The organism is Cupriavidus sp. WKF15, from assembly GCF_029278605.1.
Lineage (GTDB): Bacteria > Pseudomonadota > Gammaproteobacteria > Burkholderiales > Burkholderiaceae > Cupriavidus.
On the sequence record NZ_CP119572.1, the window covers coordinates 2,374,257 to 2,393,111 of the forward strand.

17 protein-coding genes and 1 tRNA gene are annotated in these 18,855 nt (G+C 63.3%); all 18 read right to left on the reverse strand.

Annotated features, from left to right (window positions below; translation table 11 throughout):
* Positions 1–16 precede the first annotated feature (16 nt).
* The 18 genes from CupriaWKF_RS11090 to pnp all read right to left on the reverse strand — a co-directional run bounded on the left by CupriaWKF_RS11090 (position 17) and on the right by pnp (position 18,539).
* The gene (locus tag CupriaWKF_RS11090) at positions 17–1,483 is read right to left on the reverse strand and encodes an NADH-quinone oxidoreductase subunit M (protein WP_276097941.1); all 1,467 of its coding nucleotides are present in this window, start codon (positions 1,481–1,483) and stop codon (positions 17–19) included.
* Positions 1,484–1,510: 27 nt separating this feature from the next.
* Positions 1,511–3,598: an NADH-quinone oxidoreductase subunit L gene (nuoL, locus tag CupriaWKF_RS11095; protein WP_276097942.1), complete on the reverse strand. Its 2,088-nt coding sequence runs from the start codon at positions 3,596–3,598 to the stop codon at positions 1,511–1,513.
* Positions 3,599–3,659: 61 nt separating this feature from the next.
* Positions 3,660–3,965 carry an NADH-quinone oxidoreductase subunit NuoK gene (nuoK, locus tag CupriaWKF_RS11100; RefSeq protein ID WP_039010981.1) on the reverse strand — a complete coding sequence of 102 codons (306 nt, stop codon included), beginning with the start codon at positions 3,963–3,965 and terminating at the stop codon, positions 3,660–3,662.
* A 17-nt stretch (positions 3,966–3,982) separates the two neighbouring features.
* Positions 3,983–4,627 carry an NADH-quinone oxidoreductase subunit J gene (locus CupriaWKF_RS11105; RefSeq protein WP_276097943.1) on the reverse strand — a complete coding sequence of 215 codons (645 nt, stop codon included), beginning with the start codon at positions 4,625–4,627 and terminating at the stop codon, positions 3,983–3,985.
* A gap of 148 nt (positions 4,628–4,775) precedes the next feature.
* Complete coding sequence (nuoI, locus tag CupriaWKF_RS11110) at positions 4,776–5,267, reverse strand: NADH-quinone oxidoreductase subunit NuoI (protein WP_011297152.1); 492 nt, start codon at positions 5,265–5,267, stop codon at positions 4,776–4,778.
* Positions 5,268–5,338: 71 nt separating this feature from the next.
* Positions 5,339–6,403, reverse strand: coding sequence for an NADH-quinone oxidoreductase subunit NuoH (nuoH, locus tag CupriaWKF_RS11115; RefSeq protein WP_276097944.1), 1,065 nt, complete (start codon positions 6,401–6,403; stop codon positions 5,339–5,341).
* 27 nt (positions 6,404–6,430) lie between these two features.
* The gene (nuoG, locus tag CupriaWKF_RS11120; protein ID WP_276097945.1) at positions 6,431–8,806 is read right to left on the reverse strand and encodes an NADH-quinone oxidoreductase subunit NuoG; all 2,376 of its coding nucleotides are present in this window, start codon (positions 8,804–8,806) and stop codon (positions 6,431–6,433) included.
* Positions 8,807–8,818: 12 nt separating this feature from the next.
* Entirely contained in the window at positions 8,819–10,114 is a 1,296-nt protein-coding gene (nuoF, locus tag CupriaWKF_RS11125) for an NADH-quinone oxidoreductase subunit NuoF (protein ID WP_276097946.1), read from the reverse strand.
* Position 10,115: 1 nt separating this feature from the next.
* A complete protein-coding gene (gene nuoE, locus CupriaWKF_RS11130) occupies positions 10,116–10,616 on the reverse strand; it encodes an NADH-quinone oxidoreductase subunit NuoE (RefSeq protein ID WP_211947722.1) in 501 nt (166 codons plus the stop codon).
* A gap of 181 nt (positions 10,617–10,797) precedes the next feature.
* Positions 10,798–12,051, reverse strand: coding sequence for an NADH-quinone oxidoreductase subunit D (locus CupriaWKF_RS11135; RefSeq protein ID WP_276097947.1), 1,254 nt, complete (start codon positions 12,049–12,051; stop codon positions 10,798–10,800).
* Positions 12,052–12,060: 9 nt separating this feature from the next.
* Positions 12,061–12,660, reverse strand: coding sequence for an NADH-quinone oxidoreductase subunit C (locus tag CupriaWKF_RS11140; protein ID WP_276097948.1), 600 nt, complete (start codon positions 12,658–12,660; stop codon positions 12,061–12,063).
* Between the two features lies 1 nt (position 12,661).
* Entirely contained in the window at positions 12,662–13,144 is a 483-nt protein-coding gene (locus tag CupriaWKF_RS11145) for an NADH-quinone oxidoreductase subunit B (protein WP_011297145.1), read from the reverse strand.
* 6 nt (positions 13,145–13,150) lie between these two features.
* Positions 13,151–13,510, reverse strand: a complete 360-nt coding sequence (locus CupriaWKF_RS11150) for an NADH-quinone oxidoreductase subunit A (protein WP_224078169.1) — start codon at positions 13,508–13,510, stop codon at positions 13,151–13,153.
* Between the two features lie 165 nt (positions 13,511–13,675).
* Positions 13,676–13,760, reverse strand: a tRNA-Leu gene (locus tag CupriaWKF_RS11155).
* A gap of 186 nt (positions 13,761–13,946) precedes the next feature.
* On the reverse strand, positions 13,947–14,312 hold the full coding sequence (secG, locus tag CupriaWKF_RS11160) for a preprotein translocase subunit SecG (RefSeq protein WP_276097949.1): 366 nt from the start codon (positions 14,310–14,312) through the stop codon (positions 13,947–13,949).
* Positions 14,313–14,364: 52 nt separating this feature from the next.
* Positions 14,365–15,069, reverse strand: coding sequence for a triose-phosphate isomerase (tpiA, locus tag CupriaWKF_RS11165; protein WP_276100768.1), 705 nt, complete (start codon positions 15,067–15,069; stop codon positions 14,365–14,367).
* A 131-nt stretch (positions 15,070–15,200) separates the two neighbouring features.
* Positions 15,201–16,205, reverse strand: a complete 1,005-nt coding sequence (locus CupriaWKF_RS11170) for an NAD(P)H-quinone oxidoreductase (RefSeq protein ID WP_276097950.1) — start codon at positions 16,203–16,205, stop codon at positions 15,201–15,203.
* A gap of 165 nt (positions 16,206–16,370) precedes the next feature.
* Complete coding sequence (pnp, locus tag CupriaWKF_RS11175) at positions 16,371–18,539, reverse strand: polyribonucleotide nucleotidyltransferase (protein ID WP_276097951.1); 2,169 nt, start codon at positions 18,537–18,539, stop codon at positions 16,371–16,373.
* Positions 18,540–18,855: the final 316 nt, after the last annotated feature.

Here is an 18,855-nt window from a genome sequence, read left to right on the forward strand (position 1 = left end):
TGTTATCTCTCCCCGCTTACAGCTTCGACTGCGCCACGTGGGACAGCAGGTTGACCACCGAAGCGTGCATCACGTCGGTGAAGGGCTTCGGGTGCAGGCCCATGTACAGCGTCATGATGGCGAGCAGGCCCAGCATCACGAACTCGCGCTTGTTCAGGTCCGCCAGTTCGCGGACATGCTGGTGCACGACGTCGCCGAAAATCACGCGCTTGACCATCCACAGCGAGTAGGCGGCGCCGAAGATCAGCGCGGTGGCGGCGAGCACGCCGATCCAGAAGTCATACTTGACCGAGCCCAGGATCACCATGAACTCGCCAACGAAACCGGAGGTCGCCGGCAGGCCGCAGTTGGCCATCGCGAAGAACACCGACAGCGCGGCGAACTTCGGCATGGTGTTCACCACGCCGCCGTAGTCGGCGATCTGGCGCGAGTGCACGCGGTCATACAGCACGCCGATGCAAAGGAACATGGCGCCCGAGATGAAGCCGTGCGAGATCATCTGCACGATGCCGCCTTCGATGCCGATTTCATTGAAGATGAAGAAACCGAGCGTCACGAAACCCATGTGCGCGATCGACGAATACGCCACCAGCTTCTTCATGTCGGCCTGCACCAGCGCGACCAGGCCGATGTAGATCACGGCGATCAGCGAGATCGTGATGACGAAACCGGCCATAGAATGGCTTGCGTCGGGCGCGATCGGCAACGAGAACCGCAGGAAGCCGTAGGCACCGAGCTTCAGCATGATCGCGGCCAGCACCACGGAGCCGCCGGTCGGCGCTTCCACGTGGGCGTCCGGCAGCCAGGTGTGCACCGGCCACATCGGCACCTTGACCGCAAAAGCCATGAAGAAGGCGATGAACAGCGCGATCTGCTCATTCATCGACAGCTTGGCCTGGTGCCACTGCAGGATCTCGAAGCTACCGGTCTTGTTGTACAGGTACAGCAGCGCGACCAGCGTCAGCAGCGAGCCCAGCAGCGTGTAGAGGAAGAACTTGAAGGCCGCGTACACACGGTTCGGGCCGCCCCACACGCCGATGATGATGTACATCGGGATCAGGGTGGCTTCGAAGAACACGTAGAACAGCAGGCCGTCGAGCGCGCAGAAGACGCCGACCATCAGGCCCGACAGGATCAGGAACGAGGCCATGTACTCGGCCACGCGCTCGGTGATCACTTCCCAGGCCGAGATCACGACGATCACGGTGATGAAGGCCGTCAGCACGACGAACCACATCGAGATGCCGTCAACGCCCAGGTGGTACTGGATGTTGAAGCGCTCGATCCAGTTCGATTTCTCCACGAACTGCATCGCAGCGGTGGACTTGTCGAAGTGGAACACCAGCGGCAGCGTGACGATGAAGCTGGCGATCGAGCCGAACAGCGACATCCACCTCACGTAGCCGGCGCTGCGGTCCGAGCCGGAGCCCAGTACCAGCAAGCCGAAGAAGATAGGCAGCCAGATTGCGAAAGACAGAACCATTTCTATGTTTTCCTTACTCGGTGCCTATCACTTGGTGCCAATCACGCCCGTGACGGTAAGCGTCAGCAGCACCAGCATGCCGACGATCATCGCGAATGCGTAGTGGTAGATGTAACCCGATTGCAGGTAGCGGCTGGCGGCGGCGAACGACGCCACCACGCGGGCCGAACCATTGACGAACAGGCCGTCGATGAAACTCTGGTCGCCACCCTTCCACAGGCCGGTACCCAGCACGCGGGCACCGCGCGCGAACACGGCCTGGTTGATGGCGTCCATGTAGTACTTGTTGTCGAGCAGCTTGTACAGGCCCGAGAAGCGGTTCTTGATCGCCTCGGGGATGTCCGGGCGCTTCATGTAGAAGAACCACGACAGCACCACGCCGGCGATGGCCAGCCACAGGACCGGGGTGGTCACCGAATGGATCGCCATCGGCACCCAGCCGTGGAAGGCTTCCTCGAGTTCCTTCATGGCGTGGTGGTTCTCGCCGACGAAGATCACGTCCTTGAACGCCACGCCGTGCTTGAAGAACTCGCCGAACAGCATCGGCTCGATGGCGATCGCACCGATGATGACCGACGGGATGGCCAGCAGCACCAGCGGCAGCGTCACGACCCACGGCGACTCGTGCGGCTTCTCGCCGGCGGCCAGGCCATGGTGGTGGTCGTGCGAGACTTCCTCGTCCTCATGGTCGCCTTCGTGGCCATGGTGGGCATGGTTCTGGCCCCAGCGCTCCTTGCCATGGAAGACCAGGAAGTACATGCGGAACGAGTAGAACGCGGTCACGAACACACCGGCCAGGACCGCATAGTAAGCAAAGCTCGAACCAGCAATGTGCGACTCGGCCACGGCCTCGATGATCGAGTCCTTCGAGTAGAAACCCGCGAAGAACGGCGTGCCGATCAGCGCGAGCGAGCCCACCAGCGAGGTGATCCAGGTAATCGGCATGTACTTGCGCAGGCCGCCCATGTTGCGGATGTCCTGGTCGTGGTGCATGCCGATGATGACCGAACCCGCGCCGAGGAACAGCAGCGCCTTGAAGAACGCGTGGGTCATCAGGTGGAACACCGCCACCGAGTAGGCCGAAGCGCCCAGCGCGACGGTCATGTAGCCGAGCTGCGACAGCGTCGAGTACGCGACCACGCGCTTGATGTCGTTCTGGATGATGCCCAGGAAGCCCATGAACAGCGCCGTGATGGCGCCGATCACCAGCACGAAGGACAGTGCGGTGTCCGAGAGCTCGAACAGCGGCGACATGCGCGCCACCATAAAGATACCTGCCGTCACCATGGTTGCGGCGTGGATCAGCGCGGAAATCGGGGTCGGGCCTTCCATCGAGTCAGGCAGCCAGACGTGCAGCGGGAACTGGGCCGACTTGCCCATGGCGCCGATGAACAGGCAGATGCAGGCCACCGTCAGCATCATCCAGTCGGTGCCCGGGAAGATCACGGTCGCCAGCTTTTCGCGGGCGGCGAACACGTCCGTGTAGTTCATGCTGCCGCTGTAGGCCAGCAGCAGGCCGATGCCCAGGATGAAGCCGAAGTCACCGACGCGGTTCACCAGGAACGCCTTCAGGTTGGCGAAGATCGCGGTCGGTCGCGTGTACCAGAAACCGATCAGCAGGTACGACACCAGGCCCACCGCTTCCCAGCCGAAGAACAGCTGCAGGAAGTTGTTGCTCATCACCAGCATCAGCATCGAGAAGGTGAAGAGCGAGATGTAGGAGAAGAAGCGGTTGTAGCCGGGGTCTCCGTCCATGTAGCCGACGGTGTAGATATGCACCATCAGCGACACGAAGGTCACCACCACCATCATCATCGCCGTCAGCGAGTCGACCAGGAAGCCGACCTCCATCTTCAGGTCGCCGATGGCCATCCACTCGTACACGGTGCCGTTGTAGCTGGCGCCGTTCATCACATCGAGCAGCACCATCACCGACAGCACGAAGGAAATGGCTACGCCCAGGATCGTGGCGGAATGCGCCACAATCCGGCCGCCGCGCGACTCCGAGGAAAACAGGTCGAAGAACTTGGTGCCGAACAGGCCGGCGATGGCTGAGCCGACTAGCGGCGCCAGCGCAATCGCGAGCAGCAGGTTGGGGTTTAGCGTGGTTGCCATAGGACGCTTATAGGTGTGCGAGCGGTGAGCGGTCTTGGTTCATTGCGTAGTGCGTCACGGATCAGTACTTCAGGGTATCCATGTCGTCCACGTTGATCGTGTCCAGGTTACGGAACAGCACGACCAGGATTGCCAGACCGATAGCCGACTCGGCTGCGGCCACCGTGAGGATGAAGAAAACGAAAACCTGTCCGGCCAGGTCGCCCATGTAGTGCGAGAATGCGACGAAGTTGATGTTGACCGCAAGCAGCATGAGTTCGATCGCCATCAGCAGCACGATCACGTTCTTGCGGTTCAGGAAAATACCGACGATGCTGATCGCGAACAGGATCGCACCGAGCACGAGGAAATGGGCGAGAGAGAGCACAGCGTTTCTCCGTGGCTTTAGTTCTTGTTGGCAGTAGCCGCGGCGTCGGCCTGGGCGGCCGGGCTTTCCGCCGCCATCGACACCAGGCGCACGCGGTCATCGCGACGGGTACGCAACTGCGACGGGATATCCTGGCCCTTGACGTCCTTGCGGCGACGCAGGGTCAGCGCGGTGGCCGCGATGATCGCCACCAGCAGGATGATGCCGGCGACCTCGAAGGCGTAGATATAGTCGTTGTAGATCAGCTTGCCGAGCGCAGCGGTGTTCGAGTAACCGGGGTCCTGCGAACCGGCGGCCACCACCGGCGCGGTCGTGCCGATGAAGTTGCGCACCAGCACGATGGCCATCTCGGCGATGATCAGCGCGCCGACCACCGAAGCAAGCGGCACGTAGGTCCAGAAGTCGCGGCGCAGGTGCTCGATGTCGATATCGATCATCATCACCACGAACAGGAACAGCACCATCACGGCGCCGACGTACACCAGCACCAGCAGGATGGCGAGGAATTCCGCCTTGAGCAGCAACCAGATCGCCGCAGCCGTGAAGAACGACAGTACGAGGAACAGTGCGGAGTGCACCGGATTCTTCGCGGTGATGACTTTCAGTGCGGAGAGCACCAGCACCAGCGCAAAGACGTAGAAGATGGTGGTCGTGAGTTCCATGGTCCTTGTCGGATCCTCTCTTGGCCTTTGGCACAGCCCTTCCCTGTCGGGTGGTCCGCGCCTGCGGCATCCTTCCATTGGCCCCTTGCGGAGCCCGATTCAAATTCACTTGCAGCACCGGCTGGCTGCGCCGGCGCCAACGGATATATCAGCGGTACTTCGCGTCCGCGGCCTTCGCCGCGGCGATCTGCGGCTCGTAGCGGTCGCCCACTGCCAGCAGCATGTCCTTGGTGAAGTACAGGTCACCGCGCTTCTCGCCGTGGTATTCCAGGATCGGCGTCTCGACGACGGCGTCGACCGGGCAGGCCTCTTCGCAGAAGCCGCAGAAAATGCACTTGGTCAGGTCGATGTCGTAGCGCGTGGTGCGGCGGGTGCCATCGGCACGCACGTCCGACTCGATCGTGATGGCCAGCGCCGGGCACACGGCCTCGCACAGCTTGCAGGCGATGCAGCGCTCTTCGCCGTTCGGGTAGCGGCGCAGCGCGTGCAGGCCGCGGAAACGCGGCGAGATCGGCGTTTTCTCTTCCGGGAACTGGACGGTGACCTTGCGCGCGAAGAGATAGCGGCCGGTCAGGGCCATACCCTTGAAGAGTTCCTTCAGGAGCAGGCTGTTGAAGAAGTCCTTGATGGCGAGCAGCATGACGATTGCTTCCTAGTGTTTCCCGAGGCGCGCGCTGCACGGTTGCAGCCGGCGCGCGCTCGTTTGGCCATTCAGTGCCAGATGTTCCACGGCGACTTGATCCAGATCGCCACGATGATCAGCCACACCACGGTCAGCGGGATGAACACCTTCCAGCCCAGGCGCATGATCTGGTCATAGCGGTAGCGCGGGAACGAGGCACGGATCCAGATGAAGACCGACAGCAGCAGGAATACCTTGATCAGCAGCCAGAAGAAGCCGGGGATCGCGTTGGTCAAGAAGCTCGAGAACGGAGGCGCCCAGCCGCCCAGGAACATCAGCGCGGTCATCGTCGAGATGATGATCATGTTGATGTACTCGGCCAGGAAGAACAGCGCGAACGCCATCCCCGAGTATTCGATCATGTGGCCAGCCACGATTTCCGATTCGCCTTCCACTACGTCGAACGGGTGGCGGTTGGTTTCGGCCACGCCGGAGATGAAGTACACCCCGAACATCGGCAGCAGCGGAATCCAGTTCCACGACAGGACATTGAGGCCCATGTCGGCGAAATAGCCCGCGTTCTGGCTGTTGACGATGGCCGACAGGTTCAGGCTGCCCGACACCATCAGCACGGTCACCAGGGCGAAGCCCATGGCGATTTCATACGACACCATCTGCGCGGCGGCGCGCATGCCGCCCAGGAACGCGTACTTGGAGTTCGAGGCCCAGCCGGCCAGGATTACGCCATACACGCCCACCGAGCTGATCGCCATCACGTACAGCAGGCCGGCGTTGACGTTGGCCATCACCACTTCGGCCTGGAACGGGATCACGGCCCAGACCGCCACGGCCGGCATCAGCACCATCAGCGGGGCAACCAGGTACATGCCCTTGCTGACGTGCGTCGGCGTCATGACTTCCTTGAGCAGCAACTTCAGCACGTCGGCAATCGGCTGCAGCAGGCCCAATGGGCCCACGCGGTTCGGGCCCAGACGCACGTGCATCCAGCCGATCAGCTTGCGCTCCCACAGAATCAGGTAGGCCACGCACAACAGCAGCGGCACCACAATGAGCACGGCACGGATGAGGATCCACAGCGGCGTCCAGGCGCCACCGAAGATGGCTTGGCCTTGCGAGGTAATCCAGTCGATCATGTTGCTTTCTCGCTATTCTTGTATGGCTCAGGCCGCCCCGGCCGTTGCCGCAGCCTTCTGGCCGGCGGACAGGTCCACGGCCTTCTCGACCTTGACCGTACCGAACATCGCACCGAGGCTCATCGCAGCCGGGGTTGCGGCCGGGACGCGCACGGTGTTGGCCGGCAGCGTGTTTTCCAGCACGCCCGGCAACACCACGCTGCCTTCGCCCTGCGTCACGCGGACCGGATCACCCGACTGGATGCCCAGGCCGGCGAACAGGTCGGCCGACAGCGCCACCTGCTGCGCGCGGCGGGCCGCGGCGGTCAGCTGCAGCGATTCGGCGCGGCGCACGATCGGGTCGGCGTGGTAGATCGGCACATCGGCAATGCGCTCGATGCCATTGGCAGCGGCCGCGGTCACGCGGATCGGCGCATCGGTGGCATTGCTCAGTTGCGGTGCAACCGGGCCGGCCAGCACTTCGGCGCGGACGGCTTCCGCACTGTCGTAGTCGAAACCGGCGACGTCCAGCAGGTTGCCCAGCACGCGCAGGACCTTCCAGCCCGGACGCGATTCGCCAAGCGCACGCACGACACCGTTGAAGCTTTGCGGCAGCCCTTCGCAGTTGACGAAGGTGCCCGCGGTTTCCGTGAACGGCGTGACCGGCAGGATCACGTCGGCATACTGCATGGCCGCTTCCGAACGGAACGGCGACAGCACCACCACAGTGCCAGCCTGGGCCAGCGCGGCCAGGGCCTTCTGCGGGTCGGCAACGTCGAACTCCGGCTCGGTGTTGAGCAGCACGTAGGCCTTGCGCGGCGATTCGAGCATCGCCTGTGCGTTGGCACCGCCCTGCTTCGGCAGCGCGCCGGCGATGTAACCGCCGACGGTGTTGGCAGCCTCGGTCAGGAAGCCGAGCGTGGCGCCCGTTTCCGTGGCGATCCACTGTGCCAGCGCATGCAGCGCGGCGAATTGCGGATGACGCACGGCCTCGTTGCCGAGGAACACGGCACGGCGCTCGCCCGACAGCAGGGCCTCCGCGGCCTTGCGGGCAACATCGCCACCATCAAAGCCTTCGGTACCAGCCGGTGCGGCCACACCCTTTGCAGTTGCCACGGCGCGAGCGACACCGGCCAGCGCTGCGGTCCAGCCCGACGGCGCCACGTCGATACGCGCGGCCAGCGGCATCAGCAGGTCTTCGCCGCCGGCGCCCAGCACGGCAACGCGTGCGCCCTTCTTGCCAGCCTGGCGCAGGCGCGATGCCAGCAGCGGGTGGTCCTTGCGCAGCGACGAGCCGATCACCAGCACGCGTTGCAGCGTGGACACGTCAGCCACCGGCATGCCGAGCCACGGCGCGCCCTTCAGCGCTGCCGAGAAGTCGGACTGGCGCAGGCGGAAGTCGACGTTGTCGCTGCCCAGGCCGCGCATCAGCTTGCCCAGCAGGAACAGCTCTTCGAGCGTGCTGTGCGGGCTCGCCAGCGCAGCGATCTGGTCTGCGCCATGGTCGCGCTTGATGCTCGCCAGGCCATTGGCCACATATTCGAGCGCGGTCTGCCAGTCGGTCTCGATCCACTCGCCGCCCTGCTTCAGCAGCGGACGGGTCAGTCGGTCGGCGCTGTTCAGGCCTTCATACGAGAAGCGGTCCTTGTCCGAGATCCAGCACTCGTTGATGTCCTCGTTCTCGAGCGGCAGCACGCGCATGACGCGCTGGTTCTTGCTCTGGACCACGACATTGGCACCGAGGCCGTCGTGCGGCGACACCGACTTGCGGCGAGCCAGTTCCCAGGTACGGGCCGAGTAGCGGAACGGCTTGCTGGTCAGCGCGCCGACCGGACACAGGTCGATCATGTTGCCGGACAGTTCCGAATCCACGGTCTGGCCGACGAAGGTCGTGATTTCCGAGTGCTCGCCGCGGTTCAGCATGCCCAGCTCCATCACGCCGGCCACTTCCTGGCCGAAGCGCACGCAGCGGGTGCAGTGGATGCAGCGGGTCATCTCCTCCATGGAGATCAGCGGGCCCACGTTCTTGTGGAACACCACGCGCTTCTCTTCCTTGTAGCGCGACTCCGATGCACCGTAGCCCACGGCCAGATCCTGCAGCTGGCATTCGCCGCCCTGATCGCAGATCGGGCAGTCGAGCGGGTGGTTGATCAGCAGGAATTCCATCACGGACTTCTGCGCCTTGACGGCCTTCTCCGAATTGGTGAAGACCTTCATGCCAGGCGTCACGGGCGTGGCGCAGGCGGGCAGCGCCTTGGGCGCCTTTTCAACCTCAACCAGGCACATGCGGCAGTTCGCCGCGATGGACAGTTTGCGGTGGTAGCAGAAGTGCGGGATGTAGGTGCCCAGCTTGCGGGCGGCTTCCATCACCAGGCTGCCTTCTGCAACCTCTACCTTCTTGCCGTCGATCTCGAGTTCAACCATGTTCTGCCACGCTTAGATGTAGGCCGGAACCATGCACTGCTTGTGTTCGACGTGATATTCGAACTCTTTCCAGTAGTGCTTGAGCATGCCGCGGACCGGCATCGCCGCGGCATCGCCGAGCGCGCAGATGGTGCGGCCCATGATGTTTTCCGCGACGTTATTGAGCAAGTCCAGGTCTTCCTGGCGCCCTTCTCCGTGTTCAATGCGATTGACCATGCGATACAGCCAGCCGGTGCCTTCGCGGCACGGCGTGCACTGGCCGCACGATTCTTCAAAATAAAAGTACGACAGGCGCAGCAGCGAGCGCACCATGCAGCGCGTCTCGTCCATCACGATCACGGCGCCCGAGCCCAGCATCGAGCCGGCCTTGGCGATCGAGTCGTAGTCCATGTCGGACGCCATCATCATCTCCCCCGGCACCACCGGTGCGGACGAACCACCGGGGATCACGGCCTTGATGCGCTTGCCGCCGCGCATGCCACCGGCCAGTTCCAGCAGCTTGGCGAACGGGGTGCCCAGCGGAATCTCGTAGTTGCCCGGACGCTCGACATCGCCGGAGATCGAGAAGATCTTGGTGCCGCCGTTGTTCGGCTTGCCCATCTTCAGGTAGTTCTCCGGGCCGACGGCCAGCAGGAACGGCACCGCGGCAAACGTCTCGGTGTTGTTGATGGTGGTCGGCTTGCCGTACAGGCCGAAGCTGGCCGGGAACGGCGGCTTGAAGCGCGGCTGGCCCTTCTTGCCTTCCAGCGATTCGAGCAGCGCGGTTTCCTCGCCGCAGATGTACGCGCCATAGCCATGGTGGGCGTGCAGCTGGAAGCTAAAGCCCGAACCCAGGATGTTGTCGCCGAGGAAGCCGGCGGCGCGTGCCTCTTCGAGGGCTTCCTCGAAGATCTTGTATTCGTTCCAGATTTCGCCGTGGATGTAGTTGTAGCCCACGGTGATTCCCATCGCGTACGCGCCGATGGCCATGCCTTCGATCAGCGCGTGCGGGTTGTAGCGGATGATGTCGCGGTCCTTGAACGTACCGGGCTCGCCTTCATCGGTATTGCAGACGAGGTACTTCTGGCCCGGGAACGTACGCGGCATGAAGCTCCACTTCAGGCCGGTCGGGAAGCCAGCGCCGCCGCGACCGCGCAGGCCCGAGGCCTTGACGTCGGCGATCACCTGCTCGGGCGGGACCTTCTCGGTCAGGATGCGCTTGAGCTGCTGGTAGCCGCCGCGCTTGACGTAGTCTTCCAGGTGCCAGTTCTTGCCGTCCAGGCCGGCCAGGATCAGCGGCTGGATATGGCGATCGTGCAGAGAGGTCATGTTACTTTGCCCCCTTGGCGGCAGCGTCGGCCTTCAGCTCTTCGACCAGCGCGTCGAGCTTGTCGTCGCTCATGAAGCTGCACATGCGGGTATTGTTGACGATCATTACCGGTGCATCGCCGCAAGCGCCCATGCACTCGCCCTCTTTGAGGGTGAAGCAGCCGTCGGCAGTGGTCTCGTTGTAGTCGATGCCGAGCTTGCGCTTGAGGTACTCGCCGGCCCGCTCGCCGCCCGACAGGGCGCACGGCAGGTTGGTGCAGACGGCGAGCTTGTACTTGCCCACCGGCTTGGTGTCGTACATGTTGTAGAAGGTCGCCACCTCTTCCACCCACACGGGCGGCATGTCGAGGTAGCTGGCGACGAACTGCATGACTTCGGGGGAAACCCAGCCCACTTCGCCCTGTGCCACGGCAAGCGCCGCCATCACGGCCGACTGCTTCTGGTCGGCCGGATACTTCGCGATCGCGCGATCGATTTCCTTGAGAGCTTCTGCTGATAGCATGGTCATTGCAGTAAAACGGCGGAGGCAGCGCTCTGGGGCTTGCTTCCGCAGGTTTGCAGCCGTCGCTGCCTGTTCCGCCGGCGGGCCTGAGGCCCTGCCGTTCCGCCGCGGGTTTCCCCGCCGCTTCTTGCCAATTCCGCAAAAAAGCGCCCGGATCGTCGTCCGGGCCGGCGGTCCGTGATTAGCGGTCGATTTCGCCGAAGACGATGTCCTGCGTACCGATGATCGTCACCGCGTCAGCAATCATGTGTCCCTTGGCCATCTCGTCCAGGGCGGCCAGGTGCGCGTAGCCGGGCGCGCGAATCTTCAGGCGGTAAGGCTTGTTCGCGCCGTCCGAGATCGCATAGATACCGAATTCGCCCTTCGGGTGCTCCACCGCTGCATAGGCCTCGCCTTCGGGCACGTGGATGCCTTCGGTGAAGAGCTTGAAGTGGTGGATCAGCTCTTCCATGTTCGACTTCATGTCCACCCGCGACGGCGGCGCAACCTTGTGGTTGTCCGTGATCACGGGGCCCGGATTGCGGCGCAGCCATTCGATGCACTGCTTGATGATGCGGTTGGACTGGCGCATTTCCTCGACACGCACGAGGTAGCGCGCGTAGCAGTCGCCACCCACGCCCACCGGCACATCGAAGTCCATCTTGTCGTACACCTCGTACGGCTGCTTCTTGCGCAGGTCCCAGGCAATGCCCGAACCGCGCAGCATCGGGCCGGTAAAGCCCATCTGCAGCGCGCGCTCCGGGCTGACCACGCCGATGTCCACCAGGCGCTGCTTCCAGATCCGGTTGTCGGTCAGCAGCGTCTCGTACTCGTCGACGTACTTCGGGAACCGGTTGGTGAAGTCCTCGATGAAGTCCAGCAGCGAGCCCGAACGCGCTTCGTTCATGACCTTGATGGCACGCTCGTTGTGAACCTTGGACGCCCGATATTGCGGCATTGTGTCAGGCAGGTCGCGATAGACGCCGCCCGGACGGTAGTAGGCCGCATGCATGCGCGCGCCCGACACCGCCTCGTACATGTCGAACATGTCCTCACGCTCGCGGAAGGCGTAGAGGAACACCGCCATGGCACCCACGTCGAGCGCATGCGCGCCGATCCACATCAGGTGGTTCAGCAGGCGGGTGATTTCGTCGAACATCACGCGGATGTACTGCGCGCGGATCGGCACTTCAATGCCGAGCAGCCGCTCGATCGCCATCACGTAGGCGTGTTCGTTGGACATCATCGACACATAGTCGAGACGGTCCATGTAGGGCACGTTCTGGATCCAGCTCTTCTGCTCGGCCAGCTTTTCAGTGGCACGGTGCAGCAGGCCGATATGCGGATCGGCGCGCTGGATCACTTCGCCGTCCAGCTCCAGCACCAGGCGCAGCACGCCGTGCGCGGCCGGGTGCTGCGGGCCGAAGTTCAGGGTGTAATTCTTGATATCTGCCATGGCGCGTAATCAGTGCTGCGTGCCGCCGTAGTTTTCCTCGCGGATCACGCGTGGCGTGATTTCGCGGGGCTCGATCGTGACCGGCTGGTAGATGACCCGCTTCTGCTCCGGGTCATAGCGCATTTCCACGTAACCGGAGGTCGGGAAATCCTTGCGGAACGGATGGCCGACAAAGCCGTAGTCAGTCAGGATGCGGCGCAGGTCCGGGTGGCCTTCGAACACGATCCCGTAGAAATCGAAGGCTTCGCGCTCGAACCAGTTCACCGAATTCCACACGTCGATCACCGACGGCACGACCGGGAAATCATCATCCGGGGCAAACACGCGCACGCGCAGGCGCCAGTTGTGGGTCACGGACAGCAGGTGCGATACCGCGGCAAAACGCAGGCCGTCCCAGGCGCCGTCGCCGTACTCGGAATAGTCCACGCCGCACAGGTCGATCAGCTGCTCGAAACGCAGCGTCGGATCGTCGCGCAGGATGCGGGCCACTTCCAGGTAGTCGTCTGCCTTGACGACCAGCGTCAGTTCGCCAGTCGCTTCAATCAGTTTCTGCACGCGCTTGTCGAGAGCTTTCTCGAGCGCGGCCTTCAGGATCTCAAGCTTCGCCATGTCAGCCCTTGCGCGCGATGGTGTTGGTACGCTTGATCTTGTTCTGCAGCTGGATTACGCCATAGATCAGCGCTTCAGCCGTGGGCGGGCAGCCCGGCACGTAGATGTCCACCGGCACAATGCGGTCGCAGCCGCGCACCACCGAGTACGAGTAGTGGTAGTAGCCGCCGCCATTGGCGCAAGAGCCCATCGAGATCACCCAGCGCGGCTCGGCCATCTGGTCGTAGACCTTGCGCAGCGCGGGCGCCATCTTGTTGCACAGCGTGCCGGCCACGATCATCACATCCGACTGGCGCGGGGACGGGCGGAACACCACGCCGAAGCGGTCCAGGTCGTAGCGCGCGGCGCCGGCATGCATCATTTCCACGGCACAGCAGGCCAGGCCAAAGGTCATCGGCCACAGCGACCCGGTGCGGGTCCAGTTGATCAGCTTGTCAGCGGTAGTCGTGACAAAGCCTTCGTTGAGAACGCCTTCGATTGCCATTTCACATCACTCCCAATCGAGCGCGCCCTTTTTCCAGATGTAGACGAAGCCCACGATGAATTCCAGCAGAAACACGCCCATGGCGATGAATCCCGGCCAGCCGATATCCTTGAGGGCAACGCCCCACGGAAACAGGAAGGCGGTTTCGAGATCGAACAGGATAAAAAGGATGGCGATGAGGTAGTAGCGCACGTCGAACTTCATGCGCGCATCCTCGAACGCTTCGAAGCCGCACTCGTACGGCGACAGCTTCGCGGGATCAGGTTTGTTCGGGCCGAGAATCCGACCAATCGACATCAGCGCCACGCCAAGCACAACGCCGAAGATGATGAAGATGAGAACGGGGAAGTAGGCTTCGAGAGTCAAGATACGGCCAGCCTTATCTGGAATGTTGTCAACAGCACCAGCTGAAGCGGCGTCCTGTTGCCCACCCCAGGCGCTATGCCGAAAACTCCCGGCGCGCCGCCTTGCGGATTGCCGGAGCCCCCTTGCCGGGAGCATTGCCCGACAGAGAACTCCGATCAAGTTGTTTGGTGCCGACGGCGAGACTCGAACTCGCACAGCTTTCGCCACTACCCCCTCAAGATAGCGTGTCTACCAATTTCACCACGTCGGCTGGGGGAGAAACAATATTGCCTGGCGCCGGGTTTTGAGGCCCTTCGGGGCTTCTGCAGAGGCTTTTGCCTTTGCTCAAGCCCCATCGCTGGGGAATCGTTTCAAGCCTTGGATTCTAACCCGGTTTGCTGCATTGTTCAACGCACAACTACAAAAAAAATCAGGAATCGAATCCAAGGCCGCATGATTATTTCGGAACCGCAGGCGCAGCGGGAGCCGAAGCGTCCGCAGCCGCTGCAGCAGGCGCCGAGGCAGCGGCCGGAACCGGCGCGGACGCCGGGGCCGAGCCCATCACGCCCAGCGACGCGGCAGGTTTGTAGTTGCCCATCAGCGTCAGGCTGAGCGTGCAGATGAAGAACAGTGTCGCCAGCACCGCAGTCGTACGCGACAGGAAGTTTGCCGAACCCGTTGCGCCAAACAGGCTGCCCGAAGCGCCTGACCCGAACGCCGCACCCACATCGGCACCCTTGCCGTGCTGAATCAGCACCAGGCCGATGACGCCGAGTGCCGACAACACCTGCACCAGTACCAACAAAGTCTTGAAAATTGCCATTTGGATAAAGTTAGCGTTACTTGCCTGATCGGATGTTCGGTGCGACAGGCATTCAGGCGTTGCCGATCGCGAGAAAATCTTCCGATTTCAGCGAGGCACCACCAATCAGGCCTCCGTCGATATCGGACATGGAAAACAATTCGACCGCATTGTCCGGCTTCACACTACCGCCGTACAAAATAGCCATGCGTTCGGCAACGCCAGCGTCGCGCTCGCGCACCTTGCCGCGCAGGAACGCATGCACGGCCTGTGCCTGCTCGCTGGTCGCGGTCTTGCCCGTGCCGATCGCCCAGACCGGCTCGTAGGCCAGCACCACGCGACCCAGCTGCTCGACCGACAGCGCATCGAGGACCGCCTGCAACTGGCGACCCACGACAGCCTCGGTTTCACCGGCTTCGCGCTCGGCGAGCGTTTCGCCGACACAGATCACCGGCGAGATACCGAACTCGAGGGCTCGCAGCGCCTTCGCTGCAACCACCGCATCGGTCTCCGCATGGTAGGTACGACGCTCCGAGTGACCAACCAGCGCATAAGTGCAGCCAAACTCACCCAGCATGGACGCCGCCACTTCGCCGGTGAAGGCCCCACGAGCCTCGGCGGACACGTCCTGCGCCCCCCAGGCCACTTGCGAGCCGTTCAGCAGCGCCTGGCACTGTGCAAGATAGGGGAAAGGCGCGCAGACCGCCAGCCGCGCACGCGCGGGGGCCGCCTTGATTCCCTCGAGCAGCGCGGCGTTGGCGGCCAGGCTGCCGTGCATCTTCCAGTTGCCGATGACGAGCTTTTGTCTCACGGGGTCCCCTCCCAAATCAAACCGGGTATTGTAGCTTGCGGCAGGGGGCCGGCGCTACCACGCGCGGGCGAAGCCGGCGCGGCAACATTGCGAGGCAATTACCAGGTCAGGACGATCTTGCCGATGTGCTCGCTAGACTCCATCAGCCGGTGCGCTTCAGCCGCCTGCGCGGCGGGAAATACCTTGTGGATCACGGGCTTGATCTTGCCCGCCTCGAGCAACGGCCACACCTGCTGATGCAGCGCCTGGGCGATCTGCCCCTTGAATGCCGCAGATCTCGGTCGCAGCGTCGAGCCCGTGACCGTGATCCGGCGGCGCAGGATATCGCCGAGCGGTATTTCCGCCTTGGCACCACCCAGCAGAGCGATGATGACAATGCGGCCGTCATCGGCAATGCACTTCAGCTCGCGCCCGAGATAGGAGCCAGCCACCATGTCGAGGATCACGTCAACGCCCTTGCCTCCGGTCAGCGTGGCAACTTCGGCAACGAAATCCTGGGTCTTGTAGTTGATGGCACGGTCTGCGCCGAGATCCTCGCAGGCCTTGCACTTCTCGTCGGTGCCGGCGGTGACGAACACCTTGTAGCCGAGCGCCTTGGCAATCTGGATCGCGGTCGTACCGATGCCGCTCGAGCCGCCCTGGATCAGCAGCGTCTCATCCTTCCCGCGCGGGCCCTGGCCGAGATAGCCACGGTCGAACACATTGCTCCACACCGTGAAGAACGTTTCCGGCAGCGCAGCGGCCTCGATGTCGCTCAACCCCTTCGGGGCCGGCAGGCATTGGGCCACCGGAGCCGTGCACAGCTGCGCATAGCCGCCACCCTGCACCAATGCGCAAACGCGATCGCCAACCTTCAGGCCGAAGCGATTGTCCGCATGGGAAAGGTCGCCGCCAACCACCACGCCCGCCACTTCCAGGCCCGGCAGGTCCGACGCGCCGGGCGGTACCGGGTAGTTGCCGGTGCGCTGGAACACGTCCGGACGATTGACCCCGGCCGCGGCGACGCGGATCAGGATCTCGCCAGCGCCCGGCACCGGGTCCGGCCGCTGCGCTTCCTGCAGGACTTCGGGGGCACCGTATTCGCGAATCTCGATGGCTTGCATTGCTGCTCCTTTTCTTGGTCTCGCGCGCGAAGCGCTGAGGCCATCGCGGCGTGTCGTTGAGAGCGGTTGCTCAATTGGGTTGCCCGGCAGTGTAAACAAAAAAACGGCTGGACATCGCCAGCCGTTTTTTCCTCCATGCCGCCTGATGGCGGCACCGCACTCAGCTTACTGCTGCTGGTCCGACGGAGCCGCCGGAGCCGGCGCGGCCTCGGCGGTGTTCTGCGGGCTGATGCTGCCGCCCTCTTCCGCCAGCGCGGCCTTCAGCGACAGGCGCAGACGGCCCTTCTCGTCAGCCTGGATCAGCTTGACGCGCAGTTGCTGGCCTTCCTTCAGCCAGTCCTTGATGTCCTTGACGCGCTCGTTGACGATCTCCGAGATATGCAGCAGACCGTCCTTGCCCGGCAGGATGTTCACGATCGCGCCGAAGTCCAGCAGCTTCAGCACCGTGCCGTTGTAGATCTTGCCCACTTCGGCTTCGGCGGTGATGCCCTCGATGCGGCGCTTGGCTTCGGCCATGCCCTCGGTCGAGGTCGAGGCGATGGTGATCGTGCCGTCTTCCTGGATGTCGATGGTGGTGCCGGTTTCCTTGGTCAGCGCCTGGATGGTCGAACCGCCCTTGCCGATCACCTCGCGGATCTTGTCCGGATGGATCTTCATGGTGATCATGCGCGGAGCGTGCGCCGACAGCTCGGTGCGGGCGTGGCCCATGGCACCCTGCATCGCGCCCAGGATATGCAGGCGGCCTTCCTTGGCCTGCGCCAGGGCAACCTGCATGATTTCCTTGGTAATGCCCTGCACCTTGATGTCCATCTGCAGTGCGGTGATGCCGTTGTCGGTACCCGCAACCTTGAAGTCCATGTCGCCCAGATGGTCTTCGTCGCCGAGGATGTCGGTCAGCACGGCAAACTTGTTGCCTTCCAGGATCAGGCCCATGGCCACGCCGGCCACGTGCGCCTTGACCGGAACGCCGGCGTCCATCAGTGCCAGGCAGCCGCCGCAGACCGAAGCCATCGACGACGAACCGTTGGATTCGGTGATCTCCGAAACCAGGCGAATCGTATAGGCGAACTCGTCATCTTTCGGCAGCACCGGGATCAGTGCGCGCTTGGCCAGGCGGCCATGGCCGATTTCGCGGCGCTTCGGGCTGCCCACGCGACCGGTCTCGCCGGTAGCGAACGGAGGCATGTTGTAGTGGAGCATGAAGCGGTCGCGGTATTCACCGGCCAGCGCGTCGATGATCTGCTCGTCGCTCTTGGTACCGAGCGTGGCCACCACCAGAGCCTGCGTCTCGCCGCGGGTGAACAGCGCCGAGCCGTGGGCGCGCGGCAGGACCGACGAACGGATCTCGATGGGGCGCACGGTACGCGTGTCGCGGCCGTCGATACGCGGCTCGCCGGCCAGCACCTGGCCGCGCACGATCTTGGCTTCCAGGTCGAACATGATGTTGCCGACTTCCACCTTGTCGGCTTCCACGCCGGCGGCTGCCAGTGCGGCCGTCACGTTGGCGGACACTTCCTTCAGCTTCTGGCTGCGGGCCGACTTCTGGCGCAGCTGGTAGGCTTCCTGCAGCAGCGGCAGCGCAACTTCAGTGACCTTGGCGATCAGCGCTTCGTTCTTCGGCGCAGGAGCCCAGTCCCACTCAGGCTTGCCGCCTTCGCGCACCAGATCGTGGATCGCGTTGATGGCAATCTGCATTTGCTCGTGGCCGTACACCACGGCGCCCAGCATCACGTCTTCCGACAGCTGGTTGGCTTCGGATTCCACCATCAGCACGGCGCGCTCGGTACCGGCGACGACGAGGTCGAGGTCCGAAGTCGCCATTTGCGAACGGGTCGGGTTCAGCAGGTACTGGCCATCCTTGTAGCCAATGCGGGCAGCGCCCACCGGGCCGTTGAACGGAATGCCCGACACGGCCAGCGCGGCCGAGGCGCCGATCAGCGCGGGGATGTCAGCCGGCACTTCCGGGTTCAGCGACACCACGTGCACGACCACCTGCACGTCGTTGTAGAAGCCTTCCGGGAACAGCGGACGCAGCGGACGGTCGATCAGGCGCGAGGTCAGGGTCTCGTTTTCCGACGGACGGCCTTCACGCTTGAAGAAGCCACCGGGGATCTTGCCGGCAGCGTAGGTCTTTTCGATGTAGTCGACGGTCAGCGGGAAAAAGTCCTGACCGGGCTTCGGGCTCTTGGCGGCGACAACGGTCGCCAGCACGACGGTGTCTTCCACGTCGACCAGCACGGCACCGCCAGCCTGGCGGGCGATTTCACCGGTTTCCATGCGGACCGTATGCTGGCCCCACTGGAACTGCTTGACTACTTTGTTGAACATGGACATTTGCATTCCTTGTCTTGCGTGCACGCCGGAATCATTGCTCGGCGCGCCCCGCCTGCGTTCTCAGCCGCAGGCTAACTGCCGGATGCGGTCGCAGTCGCAGGGAAGTGCTATGCCATTCCAGCGCGGCACGGTTGCCGATGCCGCGTTGGAATGACACAAAGCCCTGTTTCCTTGGCCGGTCCGGATACTAAAACCCTTGAAAAAGAGCAACTTACTCCGTTGCGGAGCTTGCCGCAACGGGGGGCCGGCGAATCGGAATTCCCCAAACCCGGTGAAGCGAAAATCACTCGCCGCATATGTTGCGTTTTCCGGCGGG

What these genes read in the sequence shown, in the direction of transcription:
- nuoG (WP_276097945.1), bottom strand. Translation starts at nt 8,806, where the DNA reads ATGGTTGAACTCGAGATCGACGGCAAGAAGGTAGAGGTTGCAGAAGGC.
- CupriaWKF_RS11135 (WP_276097947.1), bottom strand. Translation starts at nt 12,051, where the DNA reads ATGGCAGATATCAAGAATTACACCCTGAACTTCGGCCCGCAGCACCCG.
- nuoL (WP_276097942.1), bottom strand. Translation starts at nt 3,598, where the DNA reads ATGGCAACCACGCTAAACCCCAACCTGCTGCTCGCGATTGCGCTGGCG.
- nuoF (WP_276097946.1), bottom strand. Translation starts at nt 10,114, where the DNA reads ATGACCTCTCTGCACGATCGCCATATCCAGCCGCTGATCCTGGCCGGC.
- CupriaWKF_RS11105 (WP_276097943.1), bottom strand. Translation starts at nt 4,627, where the DNA reads ATGGAACTCACGACCACCATCTTCTACGTCTTTGCGCTGGTGCTGGTG.
- CupriaWKF_RS11090 (WP_276097941.1), bottom strand. Translation starts at nt 1,483, where the DNA reads ATGGTTCTGTCTTTCGCAATCTGGCTGCCTATCTTCTTCGGCTTGCTG.
- nuoI (WP_011297152.1), bottom strand. Translation starts at nt 5,267, where the DNA reads ATGCTGCTCGCCATCAAGGACTTCTTCAACAGCCTGCTCCTGAAGGAA.
- nuoH (WP_276097944.1), bottom strand. Translation starts at nt 6,403, where the DNA reads ATGATCGACTGGATTACCTCGCAAGGCCAAGCCATCTTCGGTGGCGCC.
- secG (WP_276097949.1), bottom strand. Translation starts at nt 14,312, where the DNA reads ATGGCAATTTTCAAGACTTTGTTGGTACTGGTGCAGGTGTTGTCGGCA.
- CupriaWKF_RS11145 (WP_011297145.1), bottom strand. Translation starts at nt 13,144, where the DNA reads ATGGCAATCGAAGGCGTTCTCAACGAAGGCTTTGTCACGACTACCGCT.
- nuoE (WP_211947722.1), bottom strand. Translation starts at nt 10,616, where the DNA reads ATGCTATCAGCAGAAGCTCTCAAGGAAATCGATCGCGCGATCGCGAAG.
- pnp (WP_276097951.1), bottom strand. Translation starts at nt 18,539, where the DNA reads ATGTCCATGTTCAACAAAGTAGTCAAGCAGTTCCAGTGGGGCCAGCAT.
- tpiA (WP_276100768.1), bottom strand. Translation starts at nt 15,069, where the DNA reads ATGCACGGCAGCCTGGCCGCCAACGCCGCGCTGCTCGAGGGAATCAAG.
- CupriaWKF_RS11140 (WP_276097948.1), bottom strand. Translation starts at nt 12,660, where the DNA reads ATGGCGAAGCTTGAGATCCTGAAGGCCGCGCTCGAGAAAGCTCTCGAC.
- CupriaWKF_RS11170 (WP_276097950.1), bottom strand. Translation starts at nt 16,205, where the DNA reads ATGCAAGCCATCGAGATTCGCGAATACGGTGCCCCCGAAGTCCTGCAG.